Below are 18,268 nucleotides of genomic sequence, written 5' to 3' on the forward strand. Positions count from 1 at the left end.
ATATACAGTTGACTTCCTAATTTTCGGAATGTTATACCTGTAATTAGGAGAATAAACAGTAGATGGGGTACTATCTACCGTAGGAGAGATCAAAGTTGCTTGATCTTGTTCGAATTGGTGGGATTTTACGTGCAGAACGGAAAAAACTAGGCAAAAGTATTGAGAGGATGGCTGAGGAAATTGCTCTAGGCGGTACAACGATCAGCTTGATAGAGCGGGGAATGCCAACTGTTAGCCTAGAGAAATATCAGTATTATGCCGAGAAGTTAGGCAAAGGCATCTTATTTGGGATGGCTAGTGAAGCGGATAAGAAAATTATTGCTTTGAAAGAGAAGTTAGAAGATATTGAGGAAACTTTGCTTGGGAATCCAGAAAAGGCATTTCTCGACTTAGGAAAATTAAATCAAACAGAAGAAATAGAGAGCATTCCGATTTTACAGCCCAATGTTTATTATTTAAAAGGAAGATGTTACTCGGCTCAAAAAGATTGGAAATGGGCAATGGATTCTTTTTTACAAGCGATTCATATCGCAGAAGCGCAACCAGAGTTAGCAGTAGATGAGCTAATACCTAGGTGTTTTTTGAATTTGGGTATTGTTTATTATCACCAAGACCAGTTTCATCAAGCTTTGACTTCTACAGTTAAAGGATTGGATTATTACGAGCATAGCGAAGATCGAGGATTTCACTATGGGCTACTCCTACTCAACAAGAGCATTTATTTAGAACGGTTAAACTTGTTGGAAAAAGCCCTGCTCTGTGTCGAAGAACTAGAAAAACATATTAAGATTAACCTTTCACTTGATCAAGAATTTCGTATATCGGTCATTATCCAAATGTATACATTGTATGCAACGATCTTAAACAAGCTACGCATGAATGAACGAGCATTGGAATATGCAAAAAAAGGGATTCGGTTAGCACGGACTAACCATAGCTATGATCACTTATTTAGACTGTGGGCTCAAATCAGTATTATATATGAAAGTTTAGGTGATCTAGTTAATGCAGAAAGGTATTATTTAAAAGCATTAGAATTAGAGCCTAACTTGCAAGACAAAGAAAATCTTTTTCCGTTTGCTTTTGTTCACTTTGCAAAGCTATTAATTGGAAAACAACAATGGGGCAAGTCAAAACAATTGATTGAGCGTTCCATTAAAATCTGTCGGAAAATTAAAGATAACTGGCTTCTTGTACAATCTTGTTTAGTTTTTGGAGAGTGGTATATACAACAAAGTCAATATGATCAGGCTGTTCCCTATTGTCTTGAAGCAGAAAAGATTGCAAGGGAGTATGCATTTGATGAGTTAATCACCAAAAGCATGACGAGTTTATGCAATTGTTATGATGCTTTACAAGACGAAACTAATTTCTTAACATATGCAACAAAGTTATATCGTTCAGAGAGAGGAGTTAGCTAATATGTATGATGGTGGTGGTTCTACTGTTCCTGAGGGAGAACAATGGCATGTTATTTTTTGGTGAAATGCGACAAGGGGACGGTTCTCCTGTCGCACAATCGTTTATATGAAAAGTAATGCTAGTTAAATTTTTAAAAGATACTAGGAATACCGATATTGAAAGAATAGATTGGGGAATTTGCACCACATTAAAAAAGATAAGTGTAGATGAAATGTTTATTTTTAAGAATGGTGAAGAATCCATCATTCTTTCTTGCCCTGCCAATTCTATGGACAAGTAAGACTTTTTTAGAGCACAGTGCGACACGAGAACCGTCCCCAATGTCGCACTACTAAAACCACGCATGATGGAGTGAAGTACTGTCCAGAGTGTGGGGCGGAAGATTTCAGTGAAATGAAAGAGACTTAGGAAGAGGGGAGTTTTGCTCCCTTTTCTGATATAAATAGTATAAATATCAAAAAACATTTTTAGGAGCGATTCTATTGTACTTTTCCTCGGTTGAAAGCTTTTTACAAGGTTTGAAACCATCGTGTTATGAGAATCGTATGAAGTTAACTGCTGCCCAAGTGTACGAGCTAAGAGTCTATCCTCAGTATGAGGATAACGACGAGTTTACTTTATATTTTTGTGACGAAGGGCTAAAGCAACAATTCTTAAACTCCATAGCTGGAAAGGATCGTACCAGCTCGGAATACATAAAACTCTTTGGTGATGTGCTCGGATATCCACCAAAGGCTACAGCTTTTTTTGCGGATTATCAAGTGAAGCGAAAGCAAAATATGAAGGAAGCTTCTCGGTATTTTCAAAGTGTTAAAGTCAATATGTTGTATTGTGGTGTTCAATTTATGAGTCATGTTGAAAACATAGAAGAAAACACTTTATGGTTATGGGAGCGTTATCGGCATAACAGTCCACTGAAGCTCAAGGTGTTTTATGAAGAGGAACCTGTACAAATTGTTGTTCATTATCGAGATTTTGATGAATTAAAGTATGGAACAGAGCAGTGTGCCCAGTTTCTTCATTTCAAGCCTGTGTATACATAACTATTATACGTAAGCCCATTAATCCATATTTAGAGCTGCAAAGAGTAGGTCTGCATTATTGTGGTATACATTGTGCTAGTTCCATAGGGACAGTGAGTGAAGATGTAAATTGACTTTGGAGAAATTACCTCTATCCTGAGCTGGACAAGCTCCAGATTTGTTATGGAACTGAGGGATCAAAACAAGAATAACCATTCCATATGAAGATTACTCTACTTTACAACTAGTTAATCAGATTCTTTTCTCTACGATGCACTTGTTACTGGAACATAACAAAAGATCATTGAATTTGGCTACTGTTTAAGTTTTTATTTTGATTAAGAGAGCGATTCTATTGTATCTTGACCATGTGACAAGAGAACTGTCCCCAATGCCCGCAAATTATGTGTGGTGGTGGGGATGGTGATCCTGCGGGAGACCATTGGTATGCCATTTTCCGATAGATGGAAATATGATGTATTTTATGCGACAAATAGAACCGTCCCCAATGTCGCACATTACTTCTTGAAGTTGAGCGTCTTGACGACGGGAATCTCGTTGCGAGACATGCCAGCTCCTCATGTGACTTGAGGTCTGAATAATACAGACCAACCCTATTTAAGATTATACATTTTGTTTTCATTCTTTTCTATTTAATAATGAAAATCCTAGCCTCCATAGTATGTATGCTGTGGATGGGTTTATCAAACATTGTGCCTATGTCACGCATATTGTACCTTTCCTCGGTTGAAAGCTTTTTTCAAGGTTTGAAACCATCTGAGAATCGTATGAAGTTAACTTCATATAATGGTGAACAGCTAAGTCAAAATAATAGAAAATTCCATGTTTTTGATCAGGGTCTGATATAATCAATTAGTACTATTGGCTCAACTATCACTGGAGCATCTGTGAAACGACCAGTACTTACTACCCTTCGGGGAAAATACGTTCAATTGGTTCCGCTTGCTGAGGTGCATGCTGCAGGATTGTGGTGCGCAGTAGGGAGAGACTCAGGAATCTGGAACTGGTTTACCAGCAATCCCCAATCTCCTGAGGAAATGAAGCAGTACATCGCAAAAGCAGACTGTGCCTTTTCTAAAGGGGAAAGGCTCCCCTTCGCCTGCATTATTAATGGCGAAGTAGCTGGCTCCACTTCCTATCGTCACATTGAGGTGTCGAATAGTCGACTCGAGATCGGTTCGACTTTTTTCGGCAGCAAATTTCAAGGTGGGCCCTACAACGTAGAGAGTAAGCTTCTCCTTCTAGATCATGCATTCAATGAGCTAGAAGTAAACAGAGTAGAAACGATCGTTGCTGTTGAAAACTCTCGCTCGCAACATGCAGTTGAAAAGCTGGGCTTTAAGCTGGAAGGAACACTGCGGCAATATATCAAACAAGTAAGCGGTTCAGCAGATGTGAGGATGTACAGCATTCTTCGTGATGAGTGGCCTGAAAAAAGGCCCCTGCTCGTCGACCGGATCAAGCAGAAAAGCACATGCTTGTAAGTGATCGTTGAGCGGTACGAGTCAGCCTCCTAACAGTTAGGTTGACTCGTGCCTGATATTTTAAACACTAAAGAAAAACGCCAACTTTCCCTTTTTCAAAGGATAGAATGGCGTTGTAGAAAGATTATTTGACATTGTTAATGGTAATGAATGAGAAGGTTCGATCCACGGAAATAGTTATTGTTATATATGTGCCATGGCCGTTTTTATATATTGATAGAGCTCCTTGTCTACCCCATACTGCAAGGCATTACCTGCATTCTCTGCATGAAAACGTTCCGCTGCTTGGACGATCTCCATGTCACCGCCAGTAAACATGTTGGTCAATTCCTTCCAACGTTTTGCTAATTTTACGGCTGTTGGGCTTTCAGGTGGTGTATTCTTTTTCATTTCCTCCTGTACGTTTGCAATCAATTCTTTCCACTCATTTTCGATTTGTTGTCTTTTTTCTGGACTCCATTGTGCGGTTTGATTTTTCATTTCCTCTAGTTGTGCTTGAGTAAAGTATTTCTCTACACTCATTTGAATCACCTCAATTAATTTTATAAATTGTTCTGTTTTGACTTCTTGTTGAGCATGAAGCAATTTATAGATTCCCTCTAATCTACTCCGCAGCTCTTCTTGCAGACGAATATGCTCTTTTACACTTTCTAACTGCATTTTGATAACTTTAATCGGGTCAAAATTCGGATTTTCCATGGCTTCTTTTATTTCATCTAAAGAAAAACCTAACTGTTTGAGAGACAGTATTTGTTGTAGCTTCACGATATCCATTTCGGCATAGAGTCTATGGCCTGTATCGGAATACTGTGAAGGGGAAAATAATCCAATCTGGTCATAATGATGGAGGGTTCGAACTGTAAGCCCAGTCTGTTTAGCAAGTTCTCCTACTTTCCAATGCTTTTTAGTTATTTTCATCTCCTCATTTCGCGCGAGTGATTTTACCGGTAACCTTACTATACGACCTGACGTTACGTTGGGATCAAGACTTTTTTATTATTTTTTGATTTGAAAAGTCCTTTCGTCTCCATAAAAAATATTGAATATAATCATAATTTTGGAAAAGTTATGTCGCATGATGCGAAAGAGCTATTCTATTTATTTCAAGATATGGAGTGCTATAAATTGTTTTATTATCGTTATCCTGCTTTTTTGTTATACTTTTTACATGCAGGGTGATGTCTCTTAGTAAAGGACTTGTGATGAGCGATTTGTTCGCAATGGAAGCCTTCTTTCGTGAGATGGATAAGCTTGGCGGTTTTCAGACGAGTGCGTCGGTCAGGAAGCTTTTTAACGAGCCTACAGTCAATGGCTTGTGCTTGGGTTCAGACCTCGCAAAAACGTTCAACCAGTCGCGGAACCATCCAGTAAATATTCAGATTCGAAGTATTATTTCAGAAGGGATGCTGTTCTTCGAGTGGGGTTACTCTTTCGGAGGATGCATCAAGCCCGAAGTGCTGAAAGATGGTTATTGGATTGGATACACTGTCAACCTAAATGGCATGACCGACGGTCAGATCGCATGGGTGGAGAGTGTTTCGGATTTCTGGTTCATTCGAAAGCAAGGAGCCAGCTATCGTTGGTTCCAATTTTCTAAGAAATAAGTATCCTTCGGAGTGAACCTCAGCCTTTTTGGATCAGAAGGCATTCTCCTGTGTGAACCGCCCCCTTACAGGATCAACCTTGGTTAGGCTTGGTTTTTGTATGGGGGCGACGCAATTATATGAAAAAAGCTTAAATAACAGGAAAATCCCGCGTTTTCGATCTAGCGATATCCTCAAAAAGATGATATTTCAATATTTGCTATAATCCTAATAGGAATAATTGCATTTACAGAAGTTGTTATTTATACAGATGGAAGGGAGATTATGAAATGGATAAATATATTATAAAACAGGCAGATTTGTCCGATTTAGATTACGTAGCACAGTTATTCGATCAGTATCGGGTATTTTATAATCAAACATCAGATTTAGAGGGTGGTAGAAAATTCATTCGAGAAAGAATGGAGAACTACCAATCTGTTATTTTTTTAGCATTAGAAAACGAAAAAAGTAAGGTTTATCCATTAGGATTTGTTCAATTGTATCCGTCTTTTTCATCTGTTTCTATGAAAAAACTTTGGATTTTAAACGATTTATATGTAGAAGTTTCTGCAAGAAAGAGAGGAATCGCAAGACAATTAATGGCCAGAGCAATTGATTATGCAAGTGAAACAGGAGCCAAAGGCTTGATTTTGGAAACTGCTGTTACGAATCATCAAGCGAAAAGACTGTATGAATCAATAGGGTATAAAAAAGATGTCCATAGCGATCACTATGAATTCATTTTGAAATAAACAATCATTTGAATCTATATATACTTCTTTTGTTAGTCCATATTCCATACATAACTTGATCATCATTTCACAATAATGATGTATCTTTTTCTGCATGTTGTAGCCATACTTGTTGTATTATGTTACAATAACTAACAATTACTTTAATACATTAGCATACTAAAGCGAGTGTGAAAAATGAGTCCAGAAGCATTTGAGAAACCAATTGGGTTTCAAGATGTTCCACCAAAGCTTGCTAGAAAAAAGCGAGAAATAGAGTCGCGTTTATCACATGTATTTTCCAGTTGGGGTTATCAAGAAGTGATGACACCGATGTTAGAATATGCGGAAACAGTAGGACGTGCAAGTGCAATTTCGGAAGATAAGATGTTTCGTTTAATTGGACAGGAACGAGCGATGTTGATTCTCCGGCCAGACCAGACTGCCCCTATCGCTCGAATGGTAAATTCTTTACTACAACACGAAGCCCTGCCTCTGCGCTTGTTTTATCATGCAAGTGTTTTTCGGACCCAAGAATATGCGGCTGGCCGTCGTGCCGAACTTTATCAATCAGGCGTGGAGTTAATAGGGGAGCCGGGAGTTAAAGCAGATGCCGAATTATTAGCTTTAGCTATAACGGCTTTGCAGGCTTGCCAAACTTCTTCTTTCCGCTTAGTTGTAGGGCATGTGGAGTTACTTAGAGGCTTATTAGAATCTATTTGCCCATCAGAGGAGCAAAGAGCACAATTGACCGATTTTCTGATCCACCGTGACTATGTTGGATTTGAAGCGTTATTGCAGCAGTTAGAAGATAAAGAAGCTGTAGCAGATATTTTGCAGCTTTGTAGAGGATTGGATCACAAAGAGTATTTAGAGCCTCTTTTGTCTCACTCGTCCAATCGTGTTGTAAAAGCAGCAAAACAGCTCATTCGTATTTGGGATATTTTAGAAGACTACGGTTATGAATCTTATTTGACTGTAGATATACGTTTACTGGGCAATATCAATTACTATACAGGGATGTATTTAGAAGGATTTGCGGATGGAGTTGGCTTTGCCATATTAAGTGGAGGCAGATATGATCAACTTTATGAACAGTTTGGCAGGCCGCTGCCAGCTACAGGTTTTGCCTTTCGGATGAATAACTTAATCGAAACTTGTAACATCGAGTGCATGGAACCAAAGAAAACGACGCTGTTCTATCCTAAGTTACAGCGAAAAGCAGCAATAGCAAAATCCAAAGAACTAAGGGAACTAGGATATACGGTGGTACTTCAGATAGACGATACACAGACAGATATCGTATGGAGGGAAGAATAGGTGGAGCTTTTAACGATTGCCATGCCAAAAGGGAGAATTTTTGAAGAAGCATTAGCAATACTTGCAGATGCTGGTATTCCTGTGCCTGATGATCTAACAAAAGAAACACGCAAGCTGATCTTGACAGCTCCTGAAGCTCAGCTTGCTTTCTTTTTAGCCAAACCGATGGATGTAGCAACTTATGTAGAGTATGGTGTAGCGGATCTAGGGATCGTTGGTAAAGATGTTTTATTGGAAGAATCGAGAAATGTTTACGAATTACTAGATTTGCAGATTAGTCCATGCCGTGTATCCGTTGCTGGTCTTCCTGATAAAGATACAGTGAATGGTCGGATTGCTACGAAATACCCATCCATTGCGGAAAAATACTTTCGTGGCATCGGTGAGCAAGTCGAAGTAGTCAAACTAAACGGTTCTATCGAGTTGGCACCATTGATTGGATTGGCAGATCGGATTGTGGACATCGTCTCGACAGGTCAGACTCTTCGGGAAAATGGGCTTGTGGAACTAGAAACGATCACCTCTGTTACTTCTCGACTTATTGCTAATCGTGCAAGTTATCAGTTGAAATACAAACGTGTAAATCGCTTTTATGATCAATTGAAGAAGCATATCGAACGGAGGGGGAAAGTTGATTAAGATTGTTCGGGTGGATGAATGGCAGCCTAGGGAGAATCTTGTAGAGCAAAAGGGAGATATTATTTCAACTGTCCAACGCATTATTGACGAAGTTCGGATCAAAAAGGATACAGCATTATTTGCTTATACGAAAGAGTTCGATGGTGCAAACCTCGAATCTTTGCTCGTAATAGAAGAGGAAAAGCAATTTGCTATGCAGCAGGTGAATTCATCATTTGTAGAAGCCCTTCAAACGGCAGCTGAGCGAATTCGTTTGTTTCATGAGAAGGAGAGAGATACTTCTTGGTGGAACATGGAGAAAGATGGTTCGATTTTGGGACAGCTTGTTCGGCCAATGGATCGAGTAGGGATTTATGTGCCAGGAGGAAGGGCAGCATATCCTTCTTCTGTGTTAATGAACGCCATTCCTGCTATCGTAGCAGGTGTGGAAGATATCATAATGGTCACACCTCCTGATAAGAATGGGGTAATTCCTGCGACAACTCTTGTAGCAGCACAAGTTGCAGGGATTGAAAAAATATACAAAGTAGGCGGAGCACAGGCAATTGCAGCACTTGCATACGGGACACAGACAATTCCGAAAGTGGATAAAATTGTAGGCCCGGGAAACCAATATGTTGCTACAGCAAAGCAATTGGTATATGGTCAAGTGGATATTGATAGTTTTGCAGGTCCAAGTGAAGTGGTGATAATCGCTGATGAGCAGGCAAATCCAGCATTTGTAGCAGCCGATTTGTTAGCACAAGCAGAACACGATCCAGAAGCGGCTGCAATGTTATTTACCCCATCAGAGGAGCTTGCTAAAAAAGTAGCAGCGGAAGTAACAAACCAGACAAAGAAGTTGGATCGAGTATCTGTTATTGAAGCATCTTTGGAGAAACATGGTGCCATTGTGCTCACTTCGGATATCAAAGAAGCATTTGCTTTATCTAATCAGGTAGCACCAGAGCACTTAGAACTGATGTTAGTTAGCCCATGGGAATATCTCAGCTATGTGCGGCATGCGGGGGCTGTGTTTCTAGGTTCGATGAGTCCAGAAACAGTAGGAGATTATATAGCTGGGCCCAGCCATGTATTGCCAACTAGTGGCACAGCTCGATTCTCCTCTGCTCTGAGTGTAGATACATTTGTGAAAAAAACGAGTCTTATTTCTTATAGTAAAGAAGCATTGCAAAGAGACAGCGAGCAAGTGATAACACTTGCGGAACAAGAAGGTTTAGGAGCACATGCGGCTTCGATTCGCATTCGGATGGAGGATGGAAAATGAACAGAAGAGGACATGTGGATCGATCCACTAAAGAAACGCAAATAGATGTAAATCTTTCTTTAGATGGAGAAGGGAAAGCTAATTTACACACTGGTGTGCCTTTTCTAGAACATATGCTGGATTTATTTGCTAAACATGGGCAATTTGATTTAGCTGTCCGGGCGATCGGTGATAATCATATTGATGATCATCATACGGTAGAAGATACAGGAATCTGTATCGGCAGGGCAATTGATCTAGCGTTAGGGGACAGGGCAGGTATTCGAAGATATGGCAATGCCTTTGTTCCAATGGATGAATCTCTGGGACAAGTGATAATTGATCTTTCAGGCAGGTCACATCTTGAATTCCGTGCTGAATTTCCAAGTAATCGAGTAGGAAACTTTGACACTGAGCTCGTGCACGAATTTTTTTGGAAACTTGCATTGGAAAGCAAGATGAATTTACATGTTATCCTTCATTACGGACGCAATACGCACCACATGATAGAATCACTCTTTAAGGCGTTGGGACGAGCTTTGCATGAGGCCACGAGAATTGATCCAAGTATCAAAGGTGTTCCTTCTTCTAAGGGGGTATTAGGGTGATAGCGATTATTGATTATGGCATGGGGAATCTATTTAGCCTTAGTCAAGCCTTACAAAGATTGGATCATGAATATGTAATCACAGACGATATGGATACTATACAACAAGCGGATAAGCTAATTCTTCCTGGAGTTGGGGCATTTGGCGATGCGATGGAAGAGTTGAGTAAACGTAAATTGACAAATCTTATTGTGGAGGAAGCTATACAAGGTAAACCTTTACTAGGTATTTGTTTAGGAATGCAGTTACTCTTTACTAGCAGTGATGAACATGGATATTATAGTGGATTAAATTTATTATCTGGTCAAGTAGAAAAATTGAATATGGACTTGCCGATTCCACATATGGGTTGGAATTGGTTATCTTTCCGTCACCCCCATCCTCTGTTTCGCAGCCTCGAAGAAGGACATGTCTATTTTGTTCACTCCTATCATGTGAAGGCGACAAATTCGGAAGATGTGATCGCAACAACCGACTATAGTGAAGATATCACCGCTATTGTAGCTCGTAAAAATGTTATTGGTATGCAGTTTCACCCTGAAAAAAGCGGTCAACTTGGTATGCAGCTCCTCCATCAATTTGCAGAGGGGAGAATATAAAATGGGATTTACCATCTATCCAGCAATTGATATTCGCGATGGAAAATGTGTAAGGCTGATTCAAGGAGATTATAATCAAGAGACTATTTTTCATGATTCGCCACTTGAAATGGCGAAAAAATGGGTTATAGAGGGAGCATCCTGGCTTCACTTGGTAGATTTAGATGGAGCGCGTTCAGGTGAATTGACAAACAGTGGAGTGATTGCGTCCATTGCCAAGGAATCTGGTGTATCGGTTCAAGTTGGTGGTGGTGTTCGTGATTTGGAACGTTTGGAATATCTTCTGTCCTTAGGCGTGAAGCGCGTGATTATTGGTTCAGCCGCTATTGATAATCCAACGTTTGTAAAAGAAGCACTAGCCAAATATGGGAAACAAATTGCAATAGGGTTAGATGCGAGGGATGGATATGTTGCCACACATGGATGGCTGAACCAAGGAACAACTACAGCGGTTGAGTTAGCCAAACAGATGGCCGATTATGGAGCTACCACTTTTATTGTTACCGATATTGCAAAAGATGGATTACTCTCTGGCGTAAATAGTGATATTGCAATACAGATAGCCAAATCATCAGGTGGACAAGTCATTGCATCAGGTGGAGTAGCAACAACAAAAGATATCGAGCAGCTAAAATCATTAGAAGCCCAAGGTATTACAGGAGTTATTGTAGGAAAAGCATTATATACTGGTGCAGTGAAACTAGCTGACGTGCTAGGGGAGGTAAACCGATGATTACCAAGCGCATTATTCCTTGTTTGGATGTAAAAGATGGCCGGGTGGTAAAAGGAGTCTCCTTTGTTGGCTTACGAGATGCTGGCGATCCTGTTGAACTGGCATCGCTGTATGATCAAACTGGCGCAGATGAACTCGTATTTCTAGATATTTCGGCTTCCCATGAAGGCAGAAAGACGATGATCGATGTGGTGCGCCTTGCAGCAAGTAAATTAACGATCCCTTTCACAGTAGGTGGCGGTATTCGCAGTGTAGAGGATATGACAAAGATATTGAGAGCAGGAGCAGATAAGGTTTCGCTCAATACTGCTGCGGTATTAAATCCGGAGCTTATTCAAGAGGGCGCACGCCGCTTTGGAGCTCAGTGTATTGTAGTGGCAATAGATGCTAAGTATGATGCTAAAGAGGATATTTGGTTTGTGTATACACATGGAGGCCGGGAACGAACAGATTGGAACGTACTAGATTGGGCAAAGCACGTAGTGGAGCTAGGTGCAGGGGAGATTTTGCTGACGAGTATGGATCAAGATGGACAAAAAAATGGTTTTGACCTGTCGTTAGTTCGCGCTGTATCAGATGCTGTTACTGTACCAGTCATCGCATCAGGTGGAGCGGGCAGTGCAGAGGATTTTGTCGAAGTGTTTACCAAAACCAAAACATCAGCCGCACTTGCAGCTTCGATCTTTCACTATGAAGAAGTAGACATTATGGAAGTAAAAGCATTATTACGTGAAAGAGGAGAAGAAGTCAGATGGATATCAACGAGATAAAATGGGATACAGATGGACTTGTACCTGTTATTATCCAACACGCAGAAAGCAAACAAGTGCTTACCCTTGCTTACATGAATAGAGAAGCATATCAAAAGACACTAGAGTTAAGAGAAACATGGTTATACAGCAGGTCTCGCCAAGAACTGTGGCATAAAGGAGCTACTTCTGGTCATACACAAAAAGTAGTGGATATTTCTTATGATTGTGATCAGGATGCTATTTTATTGAGTGTTATTCCAAATGGTCCTGCGTGTCATACTGGTAGTACAAGCTGTTTTGAAGGAGCTGAAGAAATGCAAACACCGCCAAGTCAAGTGTTGATAGACTTAGAAGCCTTAATAGCTGACCGCCATGAGAAACTGCCTGAAGGTTCCTATACTACTTATCTATTTTCAAAAGGCGTAGATAAGATCGGGAAAAAAATTGGTGAAGAATCAGCAGAAGTCATTATTGCAGCAAAAAATAACTCCAAAGAAGAATTGAGATATGAAGCAGCAGATTTAATATATCATTTGATGGTGCTCTTGCAAAATCAAGGAGTTCCTATGAATGAAATCTATGATGAATTAGCTAGCAGATATATTGGTAGAACGAGCAAATAATAGAGAAGCGATCCTTATTTAAGTATAGGGATCGTTTTTTAGTTTGATAGAGAATATATCCGAGATAATTTTTTACAGAGCGTTCTATTAAAACAATTGAATAAATATGAATTAATATGTATAATAATTCATTATAGAGTGTGTTGTTAGGAGTGAAGGTTGGTGAAAGTAGCTGTTGTAGGTGCTTCGGGATATGGCGGGGTAGAATTGATCCGCTTATTGGAGCAACATCCCTATTTTGAAATAGGGGCAGTGTTTTCTTCTTCGCAGCCGGGAGAGAGGTTAAGTTCCGTTTATCCGCATCTGGAGTCATCACTTATTTTTGAAGAATTGAGTGTAGACAGCATGTGTGACGGGATAGAAGTTGTCTTTTTTGCTACTCCTCCAGGTGTGAGCAGCAGGTGGATTCCGGAGCTATTAGAGCGTGGAATCTGTGCGATAGACCTTTCTGGAGATTTTCGTTTAGCTGATCCAAAGGTATATGAGAGTTGGTATCAAAAACCAGCAGCATCGAGTGATTATCTCGATCAAGCAGTATACGGGCTCAGTGAGTGGTTTCAAAATGATTTGCGACATGCCCGGCTTATATCAAATCCGGGATGTTATCCAACAGCTACTTTGTTGGCATTGGCGCCACTTCTTCAAGAGAAGATAATAGATCCCGCTTCCATTATTATCGATGCTAAATCAGGGGTAACTGGAGCCGGACGAAGCGTACATCAAGGAATGTTGTTTAGTGAAATAAATGAAAATGTTCGTCCTTACAAAGTAGATAGGCATCAACATGTACCCGAAATTGAACAGTATGCGAGTCTTTTTGCGGAAACTGAAGTAGCAGTGAGTTTTGTTCCTCAACAAGTACCGATGAGTAGAGGAATTCTGGTCAGTATTTATGCGGGCAATATGAATAATTATACAAATAGAGATTTGTATAACCTTTACCATTCAGCATATGAGCAAGCTCCTTTTGTCCGAATCAGAGGGCAGCAATGGCCGGAAACGAAGTTTGTGCAAGGGAGTAATTATTGTGATCTCGGTTTTCATGTAGGTGCACGAACAGGACGCATTATTTTATTATCTGCGATCGATAACTTGATGAAGGGAGCCGCAGGGCAAGCAATCCAAAATGCCAACATTCGCTTTGGGTTTCCTGAGACGGCTGGCCTCTTGTTTTCACCCCTTTACCCATAATCAATAAACCAAAGGAAAATCAAAGATGAGGAGTGATAGGAAGATGAGTCTAGCAGTCCCAGCCTGTTTTTTTCAAATAATAGATCAAGCGAGTATTACCTCTCCTAAAGGCTTTGTATCAGCAGGTATTCATGTTGGGATACGCAAACGGAAACGGGATTTAGGGGTACTTATTTGTACCGTTCCAGCTACAGCTGCCGCGGTTTATACGACGAACGCTTTTCAAGCTGCTCCACTGAAAATTTCCCAAGAAAATATCAACAAAGAAGGAAAACTGCAAGCAATTGTGGTCAACAGCGGAGTTGCCAATGCTTGTACTGGAGAACGCGGGATAGAAGATGCAAAGGCCATTGCCTCACAAGCGGCACAGCTTTTGGAAATCCCTGCACACTATGTAGGGGTCGCTTCTACTGGTGTTATCGGACAGTATTTACCGATGGACAAATTGACATCTGGTTTAGAAAAAGTCATCCCGACTGCGAATGAAGCAGGTGGATATGACTTTGCAGAAGCCATTTTAACGACGGATACCTTCACCAAACAAGTTCAAGTCAAATTACAAGTAGATGGGAAGGAAGTAACCATTGCAGGTGCGGCAAAAGGATCTGGGATGATTCACCCTAATATGGCTACCATGCTGGGCTTTATTACTACCGATGCAGCGATTGAGTCCAATCACCTCCAATTGCTGTTGAAGGAAACAACAGATAAAACATTCAACATGATCACAGTGGATGGTGATTGCAGTACAAATGACAGCGTGTTTGTGATGGCAAGTGGACTTGCTGGAAATGAATCACTGAATCCACAACATGCCGATTGGGATGCTTTTCAAGCAGCTTTCACTTATGTATGTCAAGAGTTAGCAAAGAAAATCGCCAAAGATGGCGAAGGTGCAACTCGTTTGATTGAAGTAGAAGTAACAGGAGCTTCTAGCAGGCAAATGGCACGGAAAGTTGCGAAAGCAATCGTTGGTTCCAATCTTGTAAAATCAGCGGTTTTTGGTGCTGATGCAAATTGGGGGCGAATTTTGTGTGCAGCGGGATACGGGGAGCCTTTATTGCGTCCTGAACAAGTTCAAGTGAAATTAGGAACGGTTGCGGTTGTGGACAAAGGGCTGCCTGTTCCCTTCGATGAAACAAAAGCATCCGAAATATTAAACCAAGAAAAAGTGGATATTCACATCAATCTTCAACAGGGAGCATATCAAGCGGTTGCGTGGGGTTGTGACCTCACCTACGACTACGTGAAGATCAATGCAAGTTATCGTACTTAGATAGGAGGGTCACTTTTGTCTCGAGTGATTGTGATCAAAATTGGAGGAAGTGTGTTAACTGATCTGCATCCTAACTTTTTTGCCGCTTGTGCCGAATTAAAAAACCAAGGGTATTCTCTTGTAATCGTACATGGCGGTGGACCCCTAGTTTCATCTTGGGCACAAAAAACAGGAAAAGAATCGACCTTTATAAATGGTTACCGGGTCACCGACCATGAGATGCTCACCATTGCGGAGATGGTATTAGCAGGAACAGTCAATAAACGAATGGTAAGTAAACTCCATGCAACTGGTTTATCAGCGGTTGGTCTAAGCGGTGTAGATTTGCAGTTAATACAGGCAAAACAACATGATCCCTATATGGGTTATGTTGGAGACGTGACAGAAGTAAATAACGCTGTCCTGCACACTATTTTACACCTTGGGTGGGTTCCAGTTATTGCTTCTCTTGGTGTTGACAGGGATGAGACTCATTACAATATCAACGCTGATGAGGCAGCCGCCGCAATAGCGCAATCGATGAATGCAAGTCATTTGATTTTAATAAGTGATGTCGATGGAATATTTATTGGAACTGGATCAGAGCGAAAATTACTGACAGAAGCAACACCGAGTTTAATTGAGCGCTATATTGAGTCAGGTGAAATCTCTGGTGGTATGATCCCCAAAGCGCGTTCTGGAATCAAAGCATTACAAAAAGTAAAAGAAGTATGGATCGCAAATGGTTCAAAAGCATTTGCATTTGACATGCTTCATCCATTTGAAGGTACATGTCTGCGTCAGGAGGTATCGAGTCATGTCACTCTTTCCTAACTATATCAAGTATGATGTTTCATTTGTCAAAGGGGAAGGTGCTGTGCTGTGGGATGAAGCTGGCAAAACCTATCTAGACTTTGGATCAGGGATTGGCGTTACCAACTTAGGCCATCATCACCCAGCCCTTACTCATGCACTCATACAGCAAATTCATCAACTTTGGCACGTTTCAAACTTATTTCCTATTTCTCTACAGGAAGAAGTGGCTTCCTTGCTCTGTAGACATAGTGGACTTGGGGCAGCATTTTTTTGTAACAGTGGAGCAGAAGCAAATGAAGCAGCGATCAAATTGGCACGGAAATGGGCAAAAGAAGAGAAGAAGGTCTTGGAACCAGAAATTATCACTTTTGAAGGTTCCTTTCATGGTCGGACTTTAGCAACCCTTACAGCAACTGGTCAAGAGAAGGTGAAAACTGGATTTGGTCCCCTTCCTGCTGGATTTATCACGGTGCCTTTTGAAAATATCGATGCAGTAAAACAAGCTACGAATCCGCAAACTGCGGCAATTTTATTGGAAATGGTCAAAGGAGAAGGAGGAGTCTACCCTGCCTCTTATTCCTTTGTACAGGAGCTTGCAAACTGGTGTGAGAAAAATAACATTTTACTAATAGTGGATGAAGTACAAACCGGAATCGGGCGCACGGGAGAATGGTTTTCCTTTCAACATTATGGCATCTGGCCAGATGTTATCACGCTGGCGAAAGGCTTGGGCAATGGATTTCCCATTGGAGCAATGCTGGCAAAAGAAGCATTAAAACCTGTTTTTCGACCTGGAACACATGGGACGACATTTGGTGGAAATCCACTGGCGATGACGGTGGCGAAAACCGTATTGACGGAGATTGAAAATAACAACTTACTTCATGATGTAAAAGAAAAAGGTAGATATTTCTTAGAATCACTAAAGGAAGAATTATCTGATAGCGAGGCTGTCATAGCGATCAGAGGACTTGGTCTCATGATCGGAATACAATTATCCAAACCGGTTGCACCAATTATCAAACAGTTGTTAAAACAAGGAATCGTCACCCTGCCAGCAGGAGAAAATGTATTGCGATTGTTACCGCCACTCGTTGTCACTTATGAACAATTGAATCAAGCTGTACATCTGATCAAAGAAGCAGTTTGCGAACCAACTCAACTTACTATCATCCAAAATGGAGGTTGATTTACATGGCTACCCTATCGATTCCTTCTCCGCTAAAGACCTGTACTGGAAAGAGTTTACTGACTCTAACCGATTTTGCTCCAGATGAGATTACCAGTCTGCTCAGCCTTGCTCACGAATTGAAAAAACTTCAAAAGAACGAAATAGCTTATAAGCCTTTGACAGGCAAAACGCTCGCTATGATTTTTGATAAACCTTCTACTCGGACACGTGTTTCCTTTGAAGTAGGAATGGTGCAGCTAGGCGGTCATGTAATGAATCTCAATCGCCAAGATATTCAGTTAGGCAGAGGAGAGACGGTTGAAGATACAGCAAAAGTACTGTCCCGTTATATCGATGGGATATTAATTCGGACATATGACCACGAGACAGTAGATATATTAGCGAAAACATCTACTGTACCAGTTATCAATGGGCTGACGGATTATTACCATCCTTGTCAGGCTCTCGCTGATCTGTTGACCCTTCAAGAGGAAAAAGGCTATCTGACTGGATTAAAGGTGGCTTATGTCGGTGATGGCAACAATGTATTGCATTCTTTGATGCATGGTGCAGCAGCTACAGGTGTACATCTATCGATTTCGACTCCTGCCGGGTATGAACCAAACCTAGCAGTTTGGAAAGAAACGGAGATTCTAGCTGCGGAAACCGGTGCATCCATCACATTCTACACAGACCCACTTCTTGCTGTACAAGAGGCTGACGCAGTTTATACGGATGTTTGGGCGAGTATGGGACAAGAAGAAGAAAAAGAGAAACGACTGAAAGATTTTGCTGAATATCAGGTGAATCAAGCAATGATGGATCAAGCAAAAGAAGATGCCATTTTTCTGCATTGCCTGCCAGCTTATCGGGAGTTAGAAGTAACGGCAGAAGTACTAGATGGTCCTCAGTCGGTAGTATTTAATCAAGCGGAGAACAGACTGCATGCGCAAAAAGCTCTATTAGTAGCACTACTAGGAGAATTCTAATAAAAGAAAGGCTGAGTGAGCTTTCCGGCTGGGTTGGAGTGATCCGCATCCAGCCTCGGT

At 40.9% G+C, this 18,268-nt stretch carries 21 protein-coding genes; 20 read left to right on the plus strand and 1 reads right to left on the minus strand.

All coding sequences use genetic code 11. The features are described from left to right. Positions 1-95 precede the first annotated feature (95 nt). The 5 genes from MK805_RS10205 to MK805_RS10225 all read left to right on the plus strand — a co-directional run bounded on the left by MK805_RS10205 (position 96) and on the right by MK805_RS10225 (position 3,949). Positions 96-1,421 carry a hypothetical protein gene (locus MK805_RS10205; RefSeq protein WP_240875737.1) on the plus strand — a complete coding sequence of 442 codons (1,326 nt, stop codon included), beginning with the start codon at positions 96-98 and terminating at the stop codon, positions 1,419-1,421. 116 nt (positions 1,422-1,537) lie between these two features. Then, positions 1,538-1,702, plus strand: a complete 165-nt coding sequence (locus MK805_RS10210; protein ID WP_240875739.1) for a hypothetical protein — start codon at positions 1,538-1,540, stop codon at positions 1,700-1,702. 265 nt (positions 1,703-1,967) lie between these two features. Further along, positions 1,968-2,465 (plus strand): hypothetical protein, encoded by a 498-nt coding sequence (locus MK805_RS10215; protein ID WP_240875741.1) that lies wholly within the window; start codon positions 1,968-1,970, stop codon positions 2,463-2,465. A gap of 426 nt (positions 2,466-2,891) precedes the next feature. Further along, positions 2,892-3,035, plus strand: a complete 144-nt coding sequence (locus MK805_RS10220; RefSeq protein WP_240875743.1) for a hypothetical protein — start codon at positions 2,892-2,894, stop codon at positions 3,033-3,035. A 317-nt stretch (positions 3,036-3,352) separates the two neighbouring features. Continuing rightward, on the plus strand, positions 3,353-3,949 hold the full coding sequence (locus MK805_RS10225) for a GNAT family N-acetyltransferase (RefSeq protein WP_240875746.1): 597 nt from the start codon (positions 3,353-3,355) through the stop codon (positions 3,947-3,949). 183 nt (positions 3,950-4,132) lie between these two features. On the opposite strand, the gene MK805_RS10230 is transcribed toward MK805_RS10225, so the two are convergent. After that, a complete protein-coding gene (locus MK805_RS10230; RefSeq protein ID WP_240875748.1) occupies positions 4,133-4,867 on the minus strand; it encodes a MerR family transcriptional regulator in 735 nt (244 codons plus the stop codon). 284 nt (positions 4,868-5,151) lie between these two features. Between MK805_RS10230 and MK805_RS10235 the strand changes: the two genes are divergently transcribed. The 15 genes from MK805_RS10235 (at position 5,152) to argF (ending at position 18,208) form a co-directional block, all read left to right on the plus strand. Beyond that, positions 5,152-5,553, plus strand: a complete 402-nt coding sequence (locus MK805_RS10235) for a hypothetical protein (protein ID WP_240875750.1) — start codon at positions 5,152-5,154, stop codon at positions 5,551-5,553. Positions 5,554-5,822: 269 nt separating this feature from the next. Continuing rightward, a complete protein-coding gene (locus MK805_RS10240) occupies positions 5,823-6,287 on the plus strand; it encodes a GNAT family N-acetyltransferase (protein ID WP_240875752.1) in 465 nt (154 codons plus the stop codon). A gap of 177 nt (positions 6,288-6,464) precedes the next feature. Further along, entirely contained in the window at positions 6,465-7,586 is a 1,122-nt protein-coding gene (hisZ, locus tag MK805_RS10245) for an ATP phosphoribosyltransferase regulatory subunit (RefSeq protein WP_240875754.1), read from the plus strand. A gap of 21 nt (positions 7,587-7,607) precedes the next feature. Continuing rightward, positions 7,608-8,225 (plus strand): ATP phosphoribosyltransferase, encoded by a 618-nt coding sequence (gene hisG / locus MK805_RS10250; protein ID WP_240875886.1) that lies wholly within the window; start codon positions 7,608-7,610, stop codon positions 8,223-8,225. Then, entirely contained in the window at positions 8,221-9,492 is a 1,272-nt protein-coding gene (gene hisD / locus MK805_RS10255; RefSeq protein WP_420833071.1) for a histidinol dehydrogenase, read from the plus strand. The genes hisG and hisD overlap by 5 nt, the downstream gene beginning before the upstream one ends. Then, complete coding sequence (hisB, locus tag MK805_RS10260) at positions 9,489-10,079, plus strand: imidazoleglycerol-phosphate dehydratase HisB (RefSeq protein WP_240875758.1); 591 nt, start codon at positions 9,489-9,491, stop codon at positions 10,077-10,079. The genes hisD and hisB overlap by 4 nt, the downstream gene beginning before the upstream one ends. Continuing rightward, entirely contained in the window at positions 10,076-10,678 is a 603-nt protein-coding gene (gene hisH, locus MK805_RS10265) for an imidazole glycerol phosphate synthase subunit HisH (protein WP_240875760.1), read from the plus strand. Before hisB ends, hisH begins: the two co-directional genes overlap by 4 nt. Before the next feature lies 1 nt (position 10,679). Further along, on the plus strand, positions 10,680-11,411 hold the full coding sequence (gene hisA, locus MK805_RS10270) for a 1-(5-phosphoribosyl)-5-[(5-phosphoribosylamino)methylideneamino]imidazole-4-carboxamide isomerase (RefSeq protein ID WP_240875762.1): 732 nt from the start codon (positions 10,680-10,682) through the stop codon (positions 11,409-11,411). Then, positions 11,408-12,181 carry an imidazole glycerol phosphate synthase subunit HisF gene (gene hisF, locus MK805_RS10275; protein ID WP_240875764.1) on the plus strand — a complete coding sequence of 258 codons (774 nt, stop codon included), beginning with the start codon at positions 11,408-11,410 and terminating at the stop codon, positions 12,179-12,181. The genes hisA and hisF overlap by 4 nt, the downstream gene beginning before the upstream one ends. Continuing rightward, on the plus strand, positions 12,163-12,786 hold the full coding sequence (hisIE, locus tag MK805_RS10280; RefSeq protein ID WP_240875767.1) for a bifunctional phosphoribosyl-AMP cyclohydrolase/phosphoribosyl-ATP diphosphatase HisIE: 624 nt from the start codon (positions 12,163-12,165) through the stop codon (positions 12,784-12,786). Before hisF ends, hisIE begins: the two co-directional genes overlap by 19 nt. Before the next feature lie 162 nt (positions 12,787-12,948). Beyond that, on the plus strand, positions 12,949-13,977 hold the full coding sequence (gene argC, locus MK805_RS10285) for an N-acetyl-gamma-glutamyl-phosphate reductase (RefSeq protein WP_240875770.1): 1,029 nt from the start codon (positions 12,949-12,951) through the stop codon (positions 13,975-13,977). Positions 13,978-14,020: 43 nt separating this feature from the next. Beyond that, positions 14,021-15,253 carry a bifunctional glutamate N-acetyltransferase/amino-acid acetyltransferase ArgJ gene (argJ, locus tag MK805_RS10290; RefSeq protein ID WP_240875772.1) on the plus strand — a complete coding sequence of 411 codons (1,233 nt, stop codon included), beginning with the start codon at positions 14,021-14,023 and terminating at the stop codon, positions 15,251-15,253. Between the two features lie 24 nt (positions 15,254-15,277). Then, positions 15,278-16,066, plus strand: a complete 789-nt coding sequence (gene argB, locus MK805_RS10295; protein WP_240875887.1) for an acetylglutamate kinase — start codon at positions 15,278-15,280, stop codon at positions 16,064-16,066. After that, positions 16,050-17,237 carry an acetylornithine transaminase gene (locus MK805_RS10300; RefSeq protein WP_240875774.1) on the plus strand — a complete coding sequence of 396 codons (1,188 nt, stop codon included), beginning with the start codon at positions 16,050-16,052 and terminating at the stop codon, positions 17,235-17,237. Before argB ends, MK805_RS10300 begins: the two co-directional genes overlap by 17 nt. Positions 17,238-17,242: 5 nt before the next feature. Continuing rightward, positions 17,243-18,208, plus strand: a complete 966-nt coding sequence (argF, locus tag MK805_RS10305; protein ID WP_240875776.1) for an ornithine carbamoyltransferase — start codon at positions 17,243-17,245, stop codon at positions 18,206-18,208. The last annotated feature ends 60 nt before the right edge of the window (positions 18,209-18,268 follow it).

Origin of the sequence: Shimazuella soli, from assembly GCF_022511585.1 — a bacterium.
Taxonomy (GTDB): domain Bacteria; phylum Bacillota; class Bacilli; order Thermoactinomycetales; family Thermoactinomycetaceae; genus Shimazuella; species Shimazuella soli.

Coding starts and splice junctions, on each gene's coding strand:
- hisB (WP_240875758.1), top strand. CDS start 9,489: ATGAACAGAAGAGGACATGTGGATCGATCCACTAAAGAAACGCAAATA.
- hisA (WP_240875762.1), top strand. CDS start 10,680: ATGGGATTTACCATCTATCCAGCAATTGATATTCGCGATGGAAAATGT.
- MK805_RS10240 (WP_240875752.1), top strand. CDS start 5,823: ATGGATAAATATATTATAAAACAGGCAGATTTGTCCGATTTAGATTAC.
- MK805_RS10215 (WP_240875741.1), top strand. CDS start 1,968: ATGAAGTTAACTGCTGCCCAAGTGTACGAGCTAAGAGTCTATCCTCAG.
- hisF (WP_240875764.1), top strand. CDS start 11,408: ATGATTACCAAGCGCATTATTCCTTGTTTGGATGTAAAAGATGGCCGG.
- MK805_RS10220 (WP_240875743.1), top strand. CDS start 2,892: ATGCCATTTTCCGATAGATGGAAATATGATGTATTTTATGCGACAAAT.
- hisG (WP_240875886.1), top strand. CDS start 7,608: ATGCCAAAAGGGAGAATTTTTGAAGAAGCATTAGCAATACTTGCAGAT.
- argF (WP_240875776.1), top strand. CDS start 17,243: ATGGCTACCCTATCGATTCCTTCTCCGCTAAAGACCTGTACTGGAAAG.
- hisZ (WP_240875754.1), top strand. CDS start 6,465: ATGAGTCCAGAAGCATTTGAGAAACCAATTGGGTTTCAAGATGTTCCA.
- MK805_RS10300 (WP_240875774.1), top strand. CDS start 16,050: ATGTCACTCTTTCCTAACTATATCAAGTATGATGTTTCATTTGTCAAA.
- MK805_RS10235 (WP_240875750.1), top strand. CDS start 5,152: ATGAGCGATTTGTTCGCAATGGAAGCCTTCTTTCGTGAGATGGATAAG.
- hisIE (WP_240875767.1), top strand. CDS start 12,163: ATGGATATCAACGAGATAAAATGGGATACAGATGGACTTGTACCTGTT.
- MK805_RS10210 (WP_240875739.1), top strand. CDS start 1,538: ATGCTAGTTAAATTTTTAAAAGATACTAGGAATACCGATATTGAAAGA.
- argJ (WP_240875772.1), top strand. CDS start 14,021: ATGAGTCTAGCAGTCCCAGCCTGTTTTTTTCAAATAATAGATCAAGCG.
- MK805_RS10230 (WP_240875748.1), bottom strand. CDS start 4,867: ATGAAAATAACTAAAAAGCATTGGAAAGTAGGAGAACTTGCTAAACAG.